Source organism: Venatorbacter sp. C2-1, from assembly GCF_022832715.1.
Classification (GTDB): domain Bacteria; phylum Pseudomonadota; class Gammaproteobacteria; order Pseudomonadales; family Oceanobacteraceae; genus Venatoribacter; species Venatoribacter alkanivorans.
In genome coordinates this window covers 1,650,824-1,669,400 of sequence record NZ_CP094879.1, presented here as the reverse complement: position 1 = coordinate 1,669,400, position 18,577 = coordinate 1,650,824, and the positions used below count along the sequence as shown (strand labels likewise).

Sequence of the window (18,577 nt, the reverse complement as noted above, 5' to 3'; positions counted from 1 at the left end):
GGCGCTTATATTTATTGGTAAATAATGAAGATTGTCCTGAATTCAGGATTATCGGTTGCAGATTTCATATCTGCTGACAAAACACAAACTAGCCTAAAATCCTCCCCAAGACTGGCCAAACCGTAATGAAAGGCCATGCTTATCAATAAGAAATCCCGGCATTCATTCCGCCCGGCTCCCGCCAGCCCGCTAACAGGAATTGCGCATGATCTATGTATCCCGCCCTTTGTGGCTGCTGCCCGCTGCAGCATTAACACTACTGCTTACCAGTGGCTGCTCTGAGCAACAGGCCAGTGCAACCGCTACCGTGGTTCATCCGGCTAAAGTTTTCCAGATCAGCCCGGCCAGCCAGACAATGCTGCGACGCTTTCCCGCTCAGGTACAGGCCGCCGAACGTGCTGCACTGGCATTCCGGGTCAGTGGTGAACTGCTGACACTGCCGGCTCAGGCCGGTAAAGAAGTGCGCCAGGGAGACGTATTAGCGCGCCTTGACCCTGCCGATTACCAGCTGCGTGTTGATGACCGTAAAGCCCGCTATGAACTGGCGGAGTCACAGTTTCAGCGGGTGAAAGATCTGTTTGAACTGGGGCAGATTTCCCAGTCACAGTTTGATCAGGCCAAAGCCGAACTGGATATCAGTAAAGCGGCGCTGGCCAGCGCCCGCACAGACCTGTCTTACACCACCTTAAAGGCACCGTTTTCCGGCGTTATTGCTGAAGTCTATGCCGATAATCATCAGCCGGTGGCCGCCGGTAAAACCCTGGTTATGCTGCAAGCCAAGGATCAGCTTGAAGTTCGCTTACAGATTCCGGAAAACCTGATGGCGCATATCGCCAAAAAAGAAAACACTAACTATCAGCCGGATGTTGAGTTTGAAGCCCTGCCAGGCAAGCGTTTCCGCGCCAGCTATAAAGAGCATACGGCTCAGGCCGATCCGGCGACCGGCAGTTTTACCATCACGCTGACCCTGCCCCGTCCGCCTTCGCTGAATTTACTGCCAGGGATGAGTGCCAGCGTGCATGTGGATCTGAGTCAGGTACTGAGCCAGAGCAGCCAGAACCTGATTGTCCCACCCCAGGCAGTCTTTCAGGGCGAACAGCAGGCCGATGGCAGTTCGCAGGCGATGGTGTGGATAGTAACAGCTGATATGACCCTGCAAACACGCGCTGTAAAAATCGGCCAGTTGTCAACCGCAGGGCTGGAAATCACTCAGGGATTACAGCCAGGCGATACCATTCTCGCCGCTGGTGTTCATCAGGCCCATGAAGGGATGCGTATCCGCCCCTGGATTCAGGAACGGGGTCTTTAAGCATGAGTCAGCCACAGAACTCGGCCACCTACTTTATTAAGCACAGCACGACCAGCTGGATGATGCTGGCCATTTTGCTCGTCGGCGGAGCCATCAGCTATTTAGGGCTGGGCCGTCTTGAAGATCCGCAGTTCACCATTAAAGAAGCCATGGTGATTACCTACTACCCCGGCGCCAGCGCGCTACAGGTGGAGGAAGAAGTTACCGCACTACTGGAAAGCGCCATTCAGGCACTGCCCTATATCAAGCATGTTGATTCCATTTCCAAAGCCGGCTTTTCCCAGGTTCATCTGGTGATTAAACCCACCTATAAATCCCATCAGCTGGCGCAGATCTGGGATGAATTGCGCCGTAAAGTGCATGATAAAACCCCGTCCCTGCCACCCGGTGCCAATGCTCCGATTGTGATGGATGATTTTGGCGATGTGTACGGTGTGTTGCTGGCATTGTCGGGTAACGATTACAGCTACGAAGAACTGAATGATTATGCCGATTATCTCAAGCGCGAATTATCGACGCTTAATGGCATCGCCAAGGTCACCATATCCGGCACTCAGCAGGAACAGGTATTTATTGATATTTCCCGTGAGCGCATGACCAACCTCGGCATTCCGCTATCGCGTCTGTATCAGTTATTACAGACGCAGAATACCGTACAGGATGCCGGCCATATCCGTATCGGCGATGAATATATCCGCATTCATCCAACCGGAGAATTCCGCTCCGTTCAGGAACTCGGCGACTTACTGGTCAGCCAGGCAGGCTCCGATAAACTGATTTATTTACGCGACATTGCCAATATTTCTGAAGGCATTGCCGAAGTTCCTGACCACCTTACAAATTACAACCGTATGCCATCGCTGCGTATTGGTATCGCGTTTAACAGCGGTGTTAACGTTGTTGCTGTCGGAGAACAATTACGGCAGAAAATGGCAGTACTGGATGCTAACCGTCCATTAGGAATTGAGCTGCACACACTGTACGACCAGCCAGCCGAGGTGGATGCTTCCTCCACCGGCTTCGTACTTAACCTGCTGGCCTCCATCCTGATTGTGATTGTTGTACTGCTGCTGTTTATGGGCATGCGCGCCGGTATTATCATCGGCATTATTCTGTTGCTGACCATTCTGGGTACCTTTATTGCCATGAAGGTCATGGATATTCAGCTGCACCGGATTTCGCTGGGGGCGTTAATTATTGCTCTCGGTATGCTGGTCGATAATGCACTGGTCGTAACCGAAGGCATTATGGTGGGTATTAAAAAAGGCCTGTCACGAACCCGCGCCGCTTACGACATTGTGCAGCAAACCCAGTGGCCACTATTAGGTGCCACTGTAATTGCCGTTACCGCCTTTGCACCTATCGGTTTATCACCGGATTCAACCGGCGAGTTTGTCGGTTCATTATTTTATGTGCTGCTGATTTCCCTGCTGTTCAGCTGGATTACCGCCATTACCCTGACGCCTTTTCTCTGTCATCTGCTGTTTAACAAAGAAGAGCATCCGGATGCGGAAAGCGATCCTTACCACGGTTTTCTGTACGATATTTATCGTACAACCCTGAGCCTGATGTTAGCGCGCCGCGGAGCGACGATGGGCGTGATGCTGGCTGCCATGTTTATTGCGATCTACGGCTACAGTTTTGTAAAACAAAGCTTCTTTCCGCCATCCAACACACCGATGTTCCTGATTGATATCTGGCTGCCTGAAGGCTCCGATATCCGCGCAACACAACAGCAGGCTCTGGCACTGGAAAATTATTTTCAGCAAAAAGAAGAAGTGGAATTCACCTCCTCCACGGTCGGTCAGGGTGAACTGCGTTTTATGCTGACCTACGCACCGGAGCGGCAGTACCGTGCCTATGCTCAGGTTATGGTACGTACTGCCGAGCGGGAACAGATTCCGGCATTAATTGACGATGCCCGTCGCTGGACACAAAAAGAAATGCCGGATGCCTTTGTAAAATTCAAACGCCTGCAGATTGGCCCTGGCAGTGCCGCTAAAATCGAAGCCCGTTTTGCCGGCCCCGATCAGGAGCAATTACGCATTCTGGCCGAGCAGGCCAAACAGATTATGCGTGCAGACCCCGACACCGATAATATCCGTCACGACTGGCGCGAACGCGAGAAAGTGATTCGCCCGGTATTTAATGAAGAAAATGCCCGCCGCGCCGGTATTTCCAAACAGGATATGGACGATCTGCTGCAGCTCAGTTTTTCCGGGAAAAGTATTGGTCTGTATCGTGAAGGCACCACCTTAAAACCGATTATTATGCGCCCACCTGCGTATGAGCGGCTTGATATCGATGGCCTCACCGACCTGCAGATCTGGAGTCCGGTATTCAGCCGTTACATTCCGATCGGTCAGGTGGTTGAGCACTTTGATGTGGTGTTTGAAGATCCGATCATTGCCCGCCGTGATCGCAAGCGTACCATCCGTGTCTTTGCCGATCCGGATCTGGACGCTGACATCACCGCCGATGGTTTATTTAAGCGCCTGAAGCCACAGATCGAAGCCATCCCTTTGCCACCCAGCTACGAGCTGAGCTGGGGTGGCGAATATGAATCGTCCAGCGAGGCTAAGCAAAGTCTGTTTGCCTCACTGCCGCTGGGCTATCTGCTGATGTTTATTATTACCGTGCTGCTGTTTAACGAAATGCGCAGTGCGCTGGTAATCTGGGCCTGTGTGCCACTGGCGATTATTGGCGTCAGCGCTGGCATGCTGTTACTGGGCGCTGAATTCGGCTTTATGGCGCTGCTCGGTTTTCTCAGCTTGTCGGGCATGATTATTAAAAACGGAATTGTGCTGGTTGATCAGATCCGGCTCGAACTGAGCGAAGGCCGGGAACCATACGATGCGGTTTTTCATGCCTCGGTCAGCCGTCTGCGGCCGGTAACCATGGCAGCGCTGACCACCATCCTTGGCATGTTACCGCTGTTGTTTGATCCGTTCTTCAGCGCTATGGCCGTGGTTATCAGCTTTGGCCTTGGTTTTGCCACCGTACTGACGCTGGGCGTAGTGCCGGTGTTGTACGCCATGAGTCATGGCATTAAGGCTCCCGTTAAAAGCTGATGAATCAACCGACATAAAAAAACCTCCGTATGGAGGTTTTTTTTATGGGTACTACACCGTGAGATACGATGGAATCACTCACTGTCAGTCTGAAACATACGCTCCATTTCAGAGATTCCCTCTAATTCCATCAATAACTGTTCCCGCTCACTCTGGGCAACCGCCAGCCAGCTGCGATTACTCAGGCCACCGACGAGAGCATAAAGAAAATTCAGACTGGGCTTGGCCCGCCCCTCAGCGGCAGCCAACTGCTGTAAGCGGTAAAAAGCCATCACCGCGCCACAGCTACGTAATTGCTCAACATCGGTGATACCAACCAGTGCCAGTGACTGCTCACTTTTTTCACCCAGGCCGGGTAAATCCCGGATATATTTCGGACTCATGTATTTCCAATAAATGTATCATCATCTGGCTATTCAAACATGCAGATCGCCAGCTTGTCACATTCCCCTTGCTCCCCCTGCAGCATCCGTGTCGACAGACTCTAGTGATTCAGTGTCGGCATACCTGCCTGATACCAGTGAATGAAGTCAGATTCAGCAATCGGAGGTGAAAAAAGATACCCCTGCCCGACCGGACAACCACTACGGCACAGAAAATCCAGATCGGCTGGTTGTTCGATTCCTTCTGCAACAAGAGTAATACCAAGTTCGTTACACATTTTCAGGGTATTTTCAAAAATCACCTGCAAATGCCCCTTGCCGGCAATACCATCAATCAGGCTCCGATCCACCTTCAGTTCCGTAAAGGGAATTTGTGATAACTGCTTAACAGATGAATAGCCGGTACCATAATCATCAAGTGATAAGCCACAACCAGCCAGACGCAAACGGGTCAGGACAGCCAAAGCCCGGGTCATATCCTGAATAACCGCGGTTTCTGTTACTTCAAAAATAATATTTTTTGCATCCGCTTCCATCGCCTGGATGTTATCCAACACAGCGTCACAAAAAATATTATTCTGGAAAGACGCCGCCGACAGGTTGATGGATATGACGGTGTTAAGGCCCTGAGAATTCCAGCGATTCTTTTGCTCAAGCGCCAGCCGAAGAACCTCCAGGCTCAGGTAATCAATTAACCCTTCCTGTTCGCTGACGGCAATAAAACGATCAGGATAAATCAGACTACCGTCTTCTTCCTGAATTCTCACTAGTGCTTCAACACCGTGCAGAGACATATCCGCCAGATTCATTTTGGGTTGGTAATGCAGCACCAGTTCCCGCTGGCCAATAGCGTGCTGCAAACGCTGCAAGGTGACCGGTCGCGAAGGTTTCGACGCAGACAGGGCTGAACTCTGATCCTGCTGTGCTCTGCAATCTGAAAATATTTTTGTCAGGGCATCTCGCGTCATCGGTTTTTTTACACTGCCAAGAACTCTCAGTCCACGCCTTGAAGCCATCAGACCAACGGCATAGATCAGGCTTTCTTCCCGTCCGCTAAGAATAATCAGGCCGCTGCCGGTACTGCGTGCGGCCAGTAAATCGACCAGTTCAATGCCGTTCATGTCCGGCATTTCCAGGTCGCAGATCAGCAGGTCAAACTCTTCCGCACGGCCATCAATCGCCTTCAGTGCGGTACGGCCATTGTCGGCCACAGCAACGTCTCCGGCACCGAGTTCAAGGCACATTTCAGCCAAAGCAGTACGCTGTACCAGACTGTCTTCCACCACTAATACTGACAATTGCGCCATATGAATTTCCGTAATATCCCTGTTGCCTCAGACATAGCGCATAATCACGCCAGCCACATCACCCAAGCCTATAACGTGCTGCACCGCCCCTCGTTTTACGGCTTCCTTCGGCATACCATATACCACACAGCTGGCTTCATCCTGACCGAAGGTTTCAGCCCCTGATTCCAGCATTTCCTGTAATCCGCGGGCACCATCATCCCCCATGCCCGTCAGAATAATGCCCACAGCATTTTTACCGGCACAGTGCGCCGCTGAACGGAACAACACATCGACAGAGGGACAGTGGCGGTTAACGGCCGGACCCGATTTGACCGCAACATAATAAAACGCACCGCTGCGCGTCAGCGTCATGTGTTTACCTCCCGGTGCAACCAGTGCCAACCCGGGGCGGACACGGTCACCATCAACCGCTTCCCGGACTTCAATCGCGCAAATTGAATCCAGTCTTTTGGCAAATGCAGCGGTAAATTTTTCCGGCATATGTTGCACAATCACAATACCCGGAGCCGTAACCGGTAAGGTTGTCAGAATTTTCTCCAGTGCCAGAGTGCCACCGGTTGACGTACCTATTGCCACAACGGTTTCTGTGGTTTTAATCATCGCCGAACGTTCAGGCAGCAGTGGTTTGTGCTGCGTGTTCTGCACGTTAATCGTTTTCACGCGGGAGCGGGCGGCAGCACGCACAGCATCGACCAGTTCAGGTGCACTGGACTGCAGGAAATCTTTGACGCCAAGCTTGGGCTTGGTAAAGATTGCGACGGCACCAGCAGACAAGGCCTCTAGTGTCGTTTCGGCTCCCTTTTCCGTTAGCGATGAGCAAATCACCACCGGCGTCGGGCGCGACTTCATGATTTTCCGCAAAAACGTCAGTCCGTCCATGCGCGGCATTTCTACATCCAGAGTAATAACATCCGGCCAGTTGCCACGCATTTTATCAATCGCAAAATAAGGATCAGCGGCGGCCCCCGTGACTTCAATGTCAGGTTGGGCAGACAGGATGTCTGTCATCATATTCCGCACAACGGCGGAATCGTCCACTACCAGTACCCGGATTTTCCGTTCCATAACGCCTCACACTCCGCTCAACAGCTGAATTGTCAGCTTTCCGCTTGGCGGATTAAAAATTACTTTACGACCAGAGTTGCCACCAACGTCTTCCTGCCTGAGATGAAACCCGGCCTCAGATATAAACTGTTGCGCCAGATGATAATTACAGCTTCCTACCTGGAATCGTTCTGCCAACAGTGAAGCCTGCATGCTGCCTGCTCCTCCGGTAATCATGGCTTCAACATCCTCTGGCTTAAATCCGTGACCAACAGCCCAACGGCGAAATTCATTAAGAATCCAGTGGCCATAGCGACCACCGGAATCGCCAGGCTCCCCTGCCAATAAATAATGGCAGATACAGTATGCTTTGCTTTTCGGGTGCCAGAGAATTACAGCAACACAAGAGCCAAGGATGGTACTGACCAGACCGACGTCCACCTCATCAATCAGATAGTCTCCTGGTTTCAGATATACCTGGCGCATATCAGGATATCAGCCGATAGCATCCGGGCTGATATTGCTTAATTCTTTCACTATAGCCAGTAATGCTTTCTGAATGTCCGACCAGAAGCCAGCCCCCGGGAGTCATACTGTTCATGACATGGCGGAGAATCTCTTTCTTTTCTTCCAGATCAAAATAGATCAGTACATTACGCAGAAACACCAGATTAAAGCGCTCTGTGCCAGCATAAGGTTGCATCAGGTTGTGCTGGGTAAAATTCACTTGCTTACGCAGTTCACCACAAATGCGGAAAAGCCCCTGATCTTTTCCCTTACCTTTAAGGCAATATTTTTTCCGGTAGCTTTCAGGAATTTTGACCGAGGCCTCAATCGGGTAGATGGCCCGCTGACCAATACTGAGCACTTCGGTATTGATGTCTGTACCCGTTACACTCCAGGGGCCATGCAAACCAAAAGCATCAGCCATGATCAGCGCCACGGTATAAGCTTCTTCACCTGTAGATGCCGCGGCGCTCCAGACCGACACTTTCCCTGCCTGCTTCAGATCGGGAAGAATAACGGACTGCATAAATTCAAAGTGCTTATGCTCACGGAAGAAATACGTTTCGTTTGTTGTAAGAATATTCAGAAGCACCTGAGCTTCTTCTTTATCCCCGCTCCGGATAATCTTCAGATATGCAGAAAAACTTCCCAAACCCAACTTAGCAATACGCTTACTCAGGCGGCCACTGACAAGACTCTTCTTACTGTCATTCAGTGTTATGCCAGAGTTCTGAAACAGCCACTGACGGAAAAAATTAAACTCCGTATCCGCCAATGGCTGTAAAGCGGTGTAATTAGAACTTCTCAAAGTCGAAGTCGTCATCGTCTGTATTACCCGCCTTTACGGCTGCAAGGTTCTTACGCTCAGGAGCCGGACGCACAGTCCGTACAGGCTTGCATGTTGGTGCGCCCTGAGTCAGCCCAACATTGAAGTACTCCATCATCTGCTGCAGCTCTACAGCCTGTGACGTCAGCTCTTCAGAAGTAGACGATAACTCCTCAGAGGCAGCCGCATTCTGCTGCGTTGCCTGGGTGATCTGGCCAATAGCATTATTAATTTCATGCGCGCCGGTACTCTGCTCACCACTGGCTGCTGCAATCTCCTGAACCAGCTCAGCGGTTTTCTGGATCGACGGCACAATTTCTGAGAGAAGTTTGCCGGCATCTTCTGCCAGTGCGACGGAGTTACTTGCAACTTCACCGATCTCTTTAGCTGCTGTCTGACTGCGCGCCGCCAGTTTACGTACTTCCGCTGCCACAACCGCAAATCCGCGCCCATGCTCGCCAGCCCGGCCGGCTTCAATAGCAGCATTCAGAGCCAACAGGTTGGTTTGATAGGCGATGTCGTCAATGATGCTGATTTTATCGGCAATCTGCTTCATCGCATCGACAGTTTTCATCACCGACTCACCCCCTCTGATCGCATCATGGGCGCTTTTATTGGCAATGCCATCGGTAATTTTGGCATTCTCGTTATTCTGGTTGATGGAAGCGCTCATTTCCTCCATGGCCGCCGAGGTTTCCTCAACACTGGAGGCCTGTTCTGCTGCTGCCTGGCTGATAGACTCCGCCGTAGCACTCATTTGCTCAGATGCAGATGAAAGATTATCGGCCGACGAGCGAACCTGAGAAATGATGTCCGATAACTTATCGACCATCTGTACAATCGCAAACAGCATACTGGTTCGGTCATCCGGTTTAATCTGAATATTCTGAGTCAGATCACCGGCTGCGACCTTCTGAATAACCTCCGCGGCATACGAGGGCTCGCCACCCAGCTGCTTTACCAGACTGCGGGTAATGATAATCCCCAAGAAAATACTGATCAGCAGGCTCACAACAATAATGATGATGTTAGTGATCAACGTCGCAGAGTAACTCTCTGAAGATACTTCATATTCTTTAGCAGCCACATTGATCTGTACGTCCACCAGTTTGGAAAAACGATCACTCACCGGTTCAATGGCCGGGTAGAGGGTGTTCAATACAAATTCATCAAGCGCTGCCTGGTCTTCTTTCATCATGATGCTTTTAACACGCTCTACAGCGGCATCAGCCGTACGTAAAAGCGGCTTTATTTCATCAACCAGAGCAGCCTCTTCGGCGACCAGCTGAGTCGACAAATACCCCCGCCATTTTTCCGAAATACTCTGCTGAGCAACATCAATATTGCTCAATCCGCGCTCCCAGCTCAGTCCACCATTACGGACTTTATGGGCAGTATCCACAATATTAACGGCATACATGTCGGCAATCAGTTTCAGGTCTTTAAGCGGTACAACCCGATCAAGGTATACGGTTTCCATCGCCCGATGCTCTGAACGCATCCCACTGATACCAAGTACACCGATCATTATCAGGAAGAACAACAACGTCGATGCCAGCAGTGCCAGACGATAGGCAATTTTCATATTATTCAGCATGTTGTTTCTCCCGATTAACTGCTGGATGAGGACTGTTCAATAATCATGGCCATTTCTTCTATGGAAAGAACCCGATCCGGTTCGAGAATAATCACAAAGTGTTCATCAATATGAGCAACCCCCTGAATAAACTGAGCCTGGATTTTAGCGCCAAACTCCGGAGGGTCTTTGATCTGGTCGTTCTGTAACTCAACCACATCATTGACAGCATCAACGACGACACCGATCACGGTCTTTTTGTTTTCAAAAAGAACATCCAGAATGGCAATACAGCTGCGTTTATGGATCAGTGTTGGCAAGTCACCAAAGCGAATTGAGAGGTCGACAACAGGCACGACCTCTCCGCGCAGGTTGAGAACGCCTTTAACGAACTTAGGCATCATGGGCACGGTTGTTACATTGCCGAACTCAATCACTTCTTTCACTGAGTTAATACTGATGCCATAAACCTCATCGCCAAGAATAAAGGTCAGGTACTGACAGAAATAATTATTCTCAGTAAAGACTTTATCCGCCGCTTCATTGAAATCGGCCGTCATATCAGGTCCTCATCACATTTAACAGATTGCGGTTAATGTTCTTTGCTTCGCTGTCGCGGGAAAATTCAATAAACTGCGGTACATCGACAATAAACCCGACATCTCCGGTGCCAAGAATCGTCGTGCCACTGATACCACGGATGGATCTGAAAAGAGCAGATATGGGCTTAACCACCGCCTGAACTTCGCCCAGAAGTTCATCGACAACCAAACCGGCCCGTTTGTCTGCAAACTGAACAACGACCAGGTGCTCTTTAGTTTCCTGTTCATGCTCTTCTCCCAGCATTTCATCAAGATAACCGCTAACAACCGGATCATTCGCTGAAGTAACACCGTCGTAACTGAAGATTTCAGCAACGCGGACAAAAGGAAGAACCTCGCCACGCAGATTAATAAAGTTTCTGTCAATGCAGAGCTTTTTCCGGTCAAAACCGATGCATTCTTTAATCATGCTGGTCGGAATAACCAGGTGAGTATCCCGGACAGATACCTCAAAACTGTCAATGATTGCTAATGTCAGTGGCAGGCGGATGCGGAAACGTGTGCCCTTGCCTTTCTCACTGCTTATTTCAATCAATCCTTTCAGATCATCGATATTGCGTTTAACCACATCCATACCGACGCCGCGTCCTGATAATTTAGTGACGGCTTCGGCGGTTGAAAATCCGGGCGAGAATATCAGACGATAAACTTCTTCTTCAGACAGCTTTTTTCCCTGTTCAATAAGGCCGCGTTCCAGCGCCTTTTGATAGATTTTGTCTGCATCAAGACCAGCACCATCGTCCATAACTTCAATAACAACAGATCCGGAATCATGGTAGGCATTAAGATGAAGGCTGCCAATCTCTGGCTTGCCCGCGGCCAGACGTTTTTCAACTGACTCTATGCCATGGTCAATGGCGTTCCGCACAATGTGCATCAATGGATCGCCCAACTTATCGACCATGGTTTTATCCAGCTCCGTTTCTGAACCGGATATTTTCAGATCAATTCCTTTACCGGTTTCTTTGGCAACATCGCGGACAATCCGGCGCAACCGGCTGAAAGTTTCCCCAACCTGCACCATGCGCAGCTGCAAAGCACCATCTCGCACCTGTTCAACTAAACCGACCATACCGGAAAAGGCTTCAGACATCCGGGTATCTGTCATGTGGCGCATCATTAATTCAATCGCTGCACCAGACGTAACCATTTCACCGATGAGTGAAATCAGATGATCCAGTTTACGGGAATCCACTTTCAGAAAACTGACATCGCCAAGTGTCCGTTCGGCCTTTTTGGGTTCATTGTCTTCTGCACTGACGGCAACGCCGGCAGGCACGTTATCAGCAGAAGAACCACTGCCGGATACCGCTCTGACATCGTCAGGTTCGGCGCTCTGCACTGAGTTTTCTTCAGTGACCGTTACCGTGCTGAACTCCTGAATAAACTCAAATACCTCAAGAATATCGTCACGGGATGCATGGGTTGTCAGATACAGACTCAGCACCAGATAACATGCTTCTGCATCAAATCCTTCATCAGGAAGGTTGTTGGTTAATGTCAGATCGTCGATATGCCCCAAAGTATGCAGATAATTAATATGCGAACTTGGGTCCATACCATCGCGGAAGGTATCCGGGCCGTATTGAACAAAGATATGCCAGCGGTGCTCGCTCTGGCTCAGCTCCGGTGTATTTTCCGCAGCAGCGGTTGCCAATGGTGTCTGAGTCGGGCTGTCTGTCATGTAATGACCAAGAGCGCTAACCAACCGCTCTTCAACGGCAAGATCTCGCTCGCCGCTGCCTTTCAGAACGGCAACCAGAATGCTCATATGCCGCTGGCAATCAAACATCAGCTCAGACAGGTCGGGAGTAAAACCGATATCTCCTGCCCGGACCCTGTCGAGCACGCTCTCAACGTTGTGCGTGAAAGCTACAATATCATCGAAGCCAAACAACCCGGCAGAGCCTTTAATGGTATGAGCGGCACGGAATATTTCATCAATACGATCAACGATACTGGCATCGCCACCATCAACTTCAAGCAGACAGGACTCCATCTGCCCAAGAAGCTCTTCCGCTTCATTAATAAAAAGCTGTTCGGCCTGATCCATATCCATCGTCTTTACCCCTGCCCGGTACTGACCAGTTTGCCAAGCTGTGTTTCCGGCAACTGATAAAGTTTCAGTAAGTGCTCAGCACTGCTGCCGGAGCGAACATCGACAGTGATATGACTGCTGTCACCGCATTGCTTTTTCAGCCATAACAAGAGCTGAACAGCGGAGGTATCCATCTCGCTGACCTGACTGAGATCGACCAGAATATTTCCCGGGACCTCTGCCAGAGCGTTTGAAAATATCTGAAAATCCTCGGCGATACTGAAAATGGAAAACTCACCTTCCACCGTGAAGATCATAAAATCTGCTTTTCGGGTAACGGAGGACGCCATGTCAGCCTCAGGGAAGAATCAATTTATTAACAGCAGTCAGCATCTGATCAGCTTTAAATGGCTTAATAATCCAGGCTTTCGCCCCCGCGGCTTTACCCGCGGCCTTTTTATCTTCGGCACCTTCGGTGGTCAGCATAATCACAGGGGTAAAACGATACGCTGCGTTCTTCTTCAGTTCCGTGACAAAACTGATGCCGTCCATATTGGGCATATTGACATCGGAAACCACCAGATGAATTTTCTGGCCACTTAATTTGCTCAAGGCATCCTTTCCGTCACAGGCTTCTATTACCTCAAAACCCGCCCCCCGTAAGGTCATGCCGACCACCTGACGAATACTGGCAGAATCGTCAACAATCATGATGGTTTTTGCCATAATTTATCTTTCCTTTTTCATTACAGACCGGGGTTAAAAATATTCGATTTCGTCATCATCGCCAGACGATTTCTGCGTACCAGTCTGTGCGCTTTTTTGTTCCAGCGTGGTGTAGGTTTGTTCAAGCTCGGATAACCACTGCTGCACATTGATGCTTTCAGGCAACTCGGCCGTGGTGCTGACATGATTCAGAAGTTTTTCTATATCGGCCGTGGTATGTCCGAGGATCTGGCAAACACGATCCTGAAACTGCAACCCGGTAAGAACCGACTTTACGTCTTCACTGATGTTGCGGTTGCTTGACTGTAGTTCGGCCGCAATTTCCACACTGCGATTACCCACATTACGGAAACGATCCAGCGTTTCTTCGATCGTGGCAGAAATACGATTCATTTGTTCACCGTCCTGCTCGGTATTTCGTCTGGTTGTGGCCAGTGTGGTATCAAGCATGGTGTTCACTTCTTCGATGCGCTGCGCAATTCGCCGGCCAGTCTCTCCGGAGCGTGTCGACAGCGTCCGGACTTCATCAGCAACAACGGCAAAGCCCCGTCCCTGTTCACCGGCGCGGGCAGCTTCAATCGCGGCATTGAGTGCCAGTAAGTTGGTTTGCGCAGCAATGTCTGCAACCTCACCTCCCATTGCCCGGAGGTCTTCGGTGATTTCAGCCAGGCCGGTAATGTCTTCCAGCAACTGATTACGGCTTTCAATGCTTTGCTCGATTAAACGGATTATGTCGCCCAGCTTTTGATCAGATTCCTGTACAACCTGACGAATACCATCATTACCATGTAAGCCGGACACTGCATCTTCGGCCGTATCTACCGATTGCTGAAGACGGAAATAAATATTGTCAAAGCGGCCCGCCAGATCGGTAATATTGGTTTCAATCTGCTCACTGGCCAGTCCCTGCAGGCGAATCCATATCGGCAGAATATCACTCAGAGCCTGATGTTCTTCGGCAAACATCGCCTGATAATCAGGCTTATGATCCTCATTGGCGGTCTGCTGCTGCAGAGAAATCGTTCTTTGTTTTTTTTGCAGCCAGAGCACAGCAATAACGTCAGCAGCCGTCAAAAGGAATGCCGTAATCCAATGCTGATAAACAAGTAAAAGAATAACCGGAAGACCGAGCAACAACGAAAGCAACGGTAAAGGTAAAACATCCTTTAAGGATGAACCTGGGTGGAAAAACGCCGGCGACGCCATAAATCAGAATCCAGATGATGAACACATCTAACCCTAGTAAGGCACTCAGGAACTGTCAAAAATGTAAAGACGAAAAAGTACGACTATTCACTGACTGCGTGATAGCAAACGCTCTCCGTAACAAGTGCTTTATTACTACGTTCATCAGCCCTTATGCTCAGATTCAGGCAGCCGCTGCAGAAATAAAAAAGCCGCAGATTTCCCTGCGGCTTTTTTGTTGTGAGAAGCAATGAAAAGAAGTGATCAGTCTTCGCTGGTCGAAACAATTTTGTGAATCGACAGGTCAGCACCATTAAACTCTTCTTCTTCATCCAGACGGATGCCGGAGATGGCTTTAACAATACCGTAGACCACAAAACCGCCAATCATTGCCACCAGGATGCCGGCAACCGTGCCCAGCAGCTGTGACATAAAGCTTACGCCACCCAAACCACCAAGCGCTTCTGCACCGAAAATACCGGCGGCAATACCGCCCCAGGCACCACACAGACCATGCAGTGGCCATACACCCAATACGTCATCGAATTTAGGGAATTTATTCTGCGCCAGGGTGAATACGAAAACGAACAACGCACCGGCCACACCACCAACAATCAATGCACCAATCGGATGCATCAGGTCAGAACCGGCACATACCGCCACCAGACCCGCCAGCGGACCGTTATGAATAAAGCCCGGGTCTTTTTTGCCGACAATCATGGCAACCACTGTACCGCCAACCATTGCCATCAGGCTGTTAACCGCTACCAGACCAGAAATTCCATCCAGAGTCTGGGCAGACATCACGTTAAAGCCGAACCAGCCCACCGCCAGAATCCACGCACCCAGGGCCAGAAACGGAATGTTGGAAGGCGCAAAAGCCACCACACGGCCATCACGGTAGCGGCCACGACGGGAACCCAGCAACACAACTGCGGCAAAGGCTATCCAGCCACCGACGGCGTGAACCACCACGGAGCCGGCAAAGTCGTGAAACGGAGCACCAAAGCTGTTTTCCAGCCAGCCCTGGAAGCCGTAGTTACCGTTCCAGATCATGCCTTCAAAGAACGGATATACGAAAGCTACCGTCAGGGCAGAAGCAATCAGAATCGGGTAGAACTTTGCACGTTCGGCAATACCACCGGACACAATGGCCGGAATCGCCGCAGCAAAGGTCAGCAGGAAGAAGAACTTCACCAGGTCGTAACCATTATTCGCTACCAGTTCGCTGGCGCCGCTGAAGAAGTTCGCCCCATAGGCAATCTGATAACCGATGAAAAAGTACGCCAGTGTCGACACACCAAAATCGGTGATGATTTTTACCAGAGCATTGACCTGGTTTTTATGGCGTACGGTACCGACTTCCAGAAAGGCGAAGCCGGCGTGCATTGCCAGTACCATAATGGCACCGAGCAGAATAAACATGGTGTTGGCGCTTTGCATCAAAGTCTCAACGGCGCTGTTGATGCTGTTAACGTCAATAGTTTCCACGTTGTGTCCTCACTTTAATTCGCTGGGTTCTTGCTGATAAAAACGGCTCACTCAGATCAGTTGATCAACAACCGGAGTTGCGATGCTTCATGAGAGTGCCGGCTGGAAAAATGGACACCAGAGTGGTGCGCAACAATCCAATAAGTCAGGGTTTTAGCAGGTTCCGTACCAACTTTGTCAGGATTGCCTGACAAAGCCGGAACAAAGTGTGAGAATTGCGCACGCATTCAGCACTCACGCGCCCTGAATGCGTGCATACAACGTCAGGCAGGATGGGTGATGTGGAAACAATGGTGAATATTCGGACGACGCCCGTAATCAAACGGCACCGATTTTGCGCTCACATCTTTTATTGTGAACTCTTTTAGTGCATCCATATCCAGATCAAAGCGTCGCAGGTTATTGGAGAAAATCAGCAGCCCACCCGGATTCAGACAGCGCATGGCCTGTTCGACCAACATTACATGATCGCGCTGAATATCCAGCACCCCTTCCATCCGCTTGGAGTTAGAAAACGTCGGCGGGTCCATAAAGATCAGGTCATAGCGCTCATTACAATCGCGCAGCCACTGTATACAGTCGGCCTGAATAAATTCGTGCTGTTCCGGTTTGATACCATTCAGCAGGAAGTTCTCTTTGCCCCAGTTAAGGTAGGTGCGCGACATATCAACGCTGGTGCAATGCGCTCCGGCCACCGCCGCGTGCACACTGGCAGTGGCGGTATAACAGAACAGATTCAGGAAGCGCTTGCCAGAAGCCAGCCCGGCAATCTGCAGGCGGGTCGGACGGTGATCGAGGAACAGACCGGTATCCAGATAATCTTTCAGATTCACCAGCACCTGCACATTACCTTCACGCACCGGCATAAAACGCTGTTCGGTGTTCTGCTTTTCGTACTGGCGCTTGCCGGCCTGACGTTCACGGCGCTTGAGGACGATCTGCTGCGCCGGAATACCGGTCACCTCAGGCAGAACGGCCAGCACATCCAGCAGACGGCGTTCTGCTTTGGCTTCGTCGATGGACTTCGGCGGCACATATTCCTGCACATGCAGCCAGTCGCCATACAGATCGACCGCCACCGCGTATTCCGGCAGATCGGCATCGTACAGGCGATAACATTCAACATTTTCGCGCCTGGCCCATTTCTGCAGTGGTTTCATATTCTTTTTCAGACGGTTGGCAAAGGCTTCAACCGGACCACGGATCATACTGCCCTGTGGCTGTGCTGAGCGCTCGTCGGCAGCACCGAATACCAGTAAGCGGGTAGCGATCTGCCCGTTCATCAGGCGATATTGCTTATCCAGCGGACGACGGATGCTCTTGGCCAGATCGGTATTACCGGTAAACACCGCCAGCTGCCATTGTGGCAGGCGCATGGTGGCATCGTGGAATTGCTGATACAGCGGCGCCAGCTGTGGCAGTTCGCTCAGGCGCTCACCATAAGGCGGGTTACAGACCACCAGACCGCCCTCTTCAATCACTTCGTTCTGCACCCGCAGCTGCTCAATCGCACGGCGTTCCAGGTGAATCTTACCGGCCAGCGGAGAGCGGCTCAGGTTCTGATGGGCGGCCGCCAGCTGATCGGCATCAATATCAAAACCGTACAGGCGGCTGTGCATGGCATTAAGCCCCGCGGTACGGCGCAAACGCGCCTGTTCGACCTCGGCCAGCCACAGTGACCGGGTATGGCCCAGCCAACCTTCAAAGCCCCACTTCTGGCGGTTCAGACCCGGTGCAATGTCGGCGGCCATCATGCCCGCTTCAATCAGCAGGGTGCCGGAACCACACATTGGGTCAATAAGATGCTTACCTTCTGCCGCCAGTGCAGGCCAGCCGGCACGGATCAGTACCGCAGCCGCCAGATTTTCTTTTAATGGCGCCTTACCAGGCTGCAGACGGTAACCACGACGGTGCAGACTGTCGCCACTGAAGTTGTAATACAGATTAAGTTTGCCTTTGCGCAGCTGCGCTTCAATACGGACATCGCCGTCTTTATCCACCGACGGGCGGGCGCCGGTGTCCTCACGGAAGCGGTCAACAATGGCGTCTTTGATCTTTTGCGCGCCAAACTGCGTATTGTTGAGGTAATCAGTACGGCCGTGAAAATCGATGCGGAAGGTCGCTCCCACGGCAAAGATGGCTGGCCATTCGACAGAACGGGCCGCTTCGTACATTTCGTCGACATTGTCTACCTGACTTTCATTCAAAGGCAGCAGCAGGCGGCTCGCCAGACGGCTCCATAAACAAAAGCGATAGGCCAGCGTCAGGTCGCCGCGCCAGATCACACCAAGGTGTGTTTCACGTTCAACTTCACCGCCCAAGTGCCTGATTTCATCCGCCAACAGGGATTCGATACCTTTCGGACAAGCCGCCAGCCAGGTCATGGTTGTTGCTGTTGTTTCATTTTGCATGATGAGAAAACCCGTTTCGTCAAATAGCCTGTGGCTGTAAGAATAGTGACGCTTAGAAGTAATAAATAATTAACATTCCTCACCAGCCTGAGGTACAA

Annotated in this window: 15 protein-coding genes; 2 read left to right on the top strand and 13 right to left on the bottom strand. The window is 50.9% G+C overall.

Features of this window, described 5'->3' with window-relative positions; all coding sequences use genetic code 11:
* The first annotated feature begins 205 nt into the window (after nucleotides 1-205).
* Complete coding sequence (locus MT343_RS07440; RefSeq protein ID WP_145469499.1) at nucleotides 206-1,309, top strand: efflux RND transporter periplasmic adaptor subunit; 1,104 nt, start codon at nucleotides 206-208, stop codon at nucleotides 1,307-1,309.
* A 2-nt stretch (nucleotides 1,310-1,311) separates the two neighbouring features.
* On the top strand, nucleotides 1,312-4,380 hold the full coding sequence (locus MT343_RS07435) for an efflux RND transporter permease subunit (RefSeq protein ID WP_145469498.1): 3,069 nt from the start codon (nucleotides 1,312-1,314) through the stop codon (nucleotides 4,378-4,380).
* Between the two features lie 74 nt (nucleotides 4,381-4,454).
* Here the strand turns inward: MT343_RS07435 and MT343_RS07430 are convergent, their stop codons facing one another.
* From MT343_RS07430 to rlmKL, 13 genes are all read right to left on the bottom strand, one after another.
* Nucleotides 4,455-4,763, bottom strand: a complete 309-nt coding sequence (locus tag MT343_RS07430; RefSeq protein ID WP_145469497.1) for a TfoX/Sxy family protein — start codon at nucleotides 4,761-4,763, stop codon at nucleotides 4,455-4,457.
* Between the two features lie 101 nt (nucleotides 4,764-4,864).
* Complete coding sequence (locus tag MT343_RS07425) at nucleotides 4,865-6,070, bottom strand: EAL domain-containing response regulator (RefSeq protein ID WP_145469496.1); 1,206 nt, start codon at nucleotides 6,068-6,070, stop codon at nucleotides 4,865-4,867.
* Between the two features lie 27 nt (nucleotides 6,071-6,097).
* Nucleotides 6,098-7,138: a protein-glutamate methylesterase/protein-glutamine glutaminase gene (locus tag MT343_RS07420; protein WP_145469495.1), complete on the bottom strand. Its 1,041-nt coding sequence runs from the start codon at nucleotides 7,136-7,138 to the stop codon at nucleotides 6,098-6,100.
* A gap of 6 nt (nucleotides 7,139-7,144) precedes the next feature.
* A complete protein-coding gene (locus MT343_RS07415; RefSeq protein WP_145469494.1) occupies nucleotides 7,145-7,603 on the bottom strand; it encodes a chemotaxis protein CheD in 459 nt (152 codons plus the stop codon).
* Between the two features lies 1 nt (nucleotide 7,604).
* Nucleotides 7,605-8,432 (bottom strand): CheR family methyltransferase, encoded by an 828-nt coding sequence (locus tag MT343_RS07410; RefSeq protein WP_186435946.1) that lies wholly within the window; start codon nucleotides 8,430-8,432, stop codon nucleotides 7,605-7,607.
* The gene (locus MT343_RS07405; RefSeq protein ID WP_145469492.1) at nucleotides 8,419-10,047 is read right to left on the bottom strand and encodes a methyl-accepting chemotaxis protein; all 1,629 of its coding nucleotides are present in this window, start codon (nucleotides 10,045-10,047) and stop codon (nucleotides 8,419-8,421) included. The genes MT343_RS07410 and MT343_RS07405 overlap by 14 nt, the downstream gene beginning before the upstream one ends.
* 14 nt (nucleotides 10,048-10,061) lie before the next feature.
* Nucleotides 10,062-10,586 carry a chemotaxis protein CheW gene (locus MT343_RS07400; protein WP_145469491.1) on the bottom strand — a complete coding sequence of 175 codons (525 nt, stop codon included), beginning with the start codon at nucleotides 10,584-10,586 and terminating at the stop codon, nucleotides 10,062-10,064.
* A gap of 1 nt (nucleotide 10,587) precedes the next feature.
* Complete coding sequence (locus tag MT343_RS07395; protein WP_145469490.1) at nucleotides 10,588-12,687, bottom strand: chemotaxis protein CheA; 2,100 nt, start codon at nucleotides 12,685-12,687, stop codon at nucleotides 10,588-10,590.
* Nucleotides 12,688-12,692: 5 nt separating this feature from the next.
* The gene (locus tag MT343_RS07390; protein ID WP_145469489.1) at nucleotides 12,693-13,016 is read right to left on the bottom strand and encodes an STAS domain-containing protein; all 324 of its coding nucleotides are present in this window, start codon (nucleotides 13,014-13,016) and stop codon (nucleotides 12,693-12,695) included.
* Nucleotides 13,017-13,023: 7 nt separating this feature from the next.
* Complete coding sequence (locus tag MT343_RS07385) at nucleotides 13,024-13,392, bottom strand: response regulator (RefSeq protein WP_145469488.1); 369 nt, start codon at nucleotides 13,390-13,392, stop codon at nucleotides 13,024-13,026.
* 33 nt (nucleotides 13,393-13,425) lie between these two features.
* A complete protein-coding gene (locus MT343_RS19655) occupies nucleotides 13,426-14,466 on the bottom strand; it encodes a methyl-accepting chemotaxis protein (protein ID WP_145469487.1) in 1,041 nt (346 codons plus the stop codon).
* 375 nt (nucleotides 14,467-14,841) lie between these two features.
* Entirely contained in the window at nucleotides 14,842-16,020 is a 1,179-nt protein-coding gene (locus tag MT343_RS07375; RefSeq protein WP_145469538.1) for an ammonium transporter, read from the bottom strand.
* Nucleotides 16,021-16,331: 311 nt separating this feature from the next.
* A complete protein-coding gene (gene rlmKL, locus MT343_RS07370) occupies nucleotides 16,332-18,479 on the bottom strand; it encodes a bifunctional 23S rRNA (guanine(2069)-N(7))-methyltransferase RlmK/23S rRNA (guanine(2445)-N(2))-methyltransferase RlmL (RefSeq protein WP_145469486.1) in 2,148 nt (715 codons plus the stop codon).
* Between the last annotated feature and the right edge of the window lie 98 nt (nucleotides 18,480-18,577).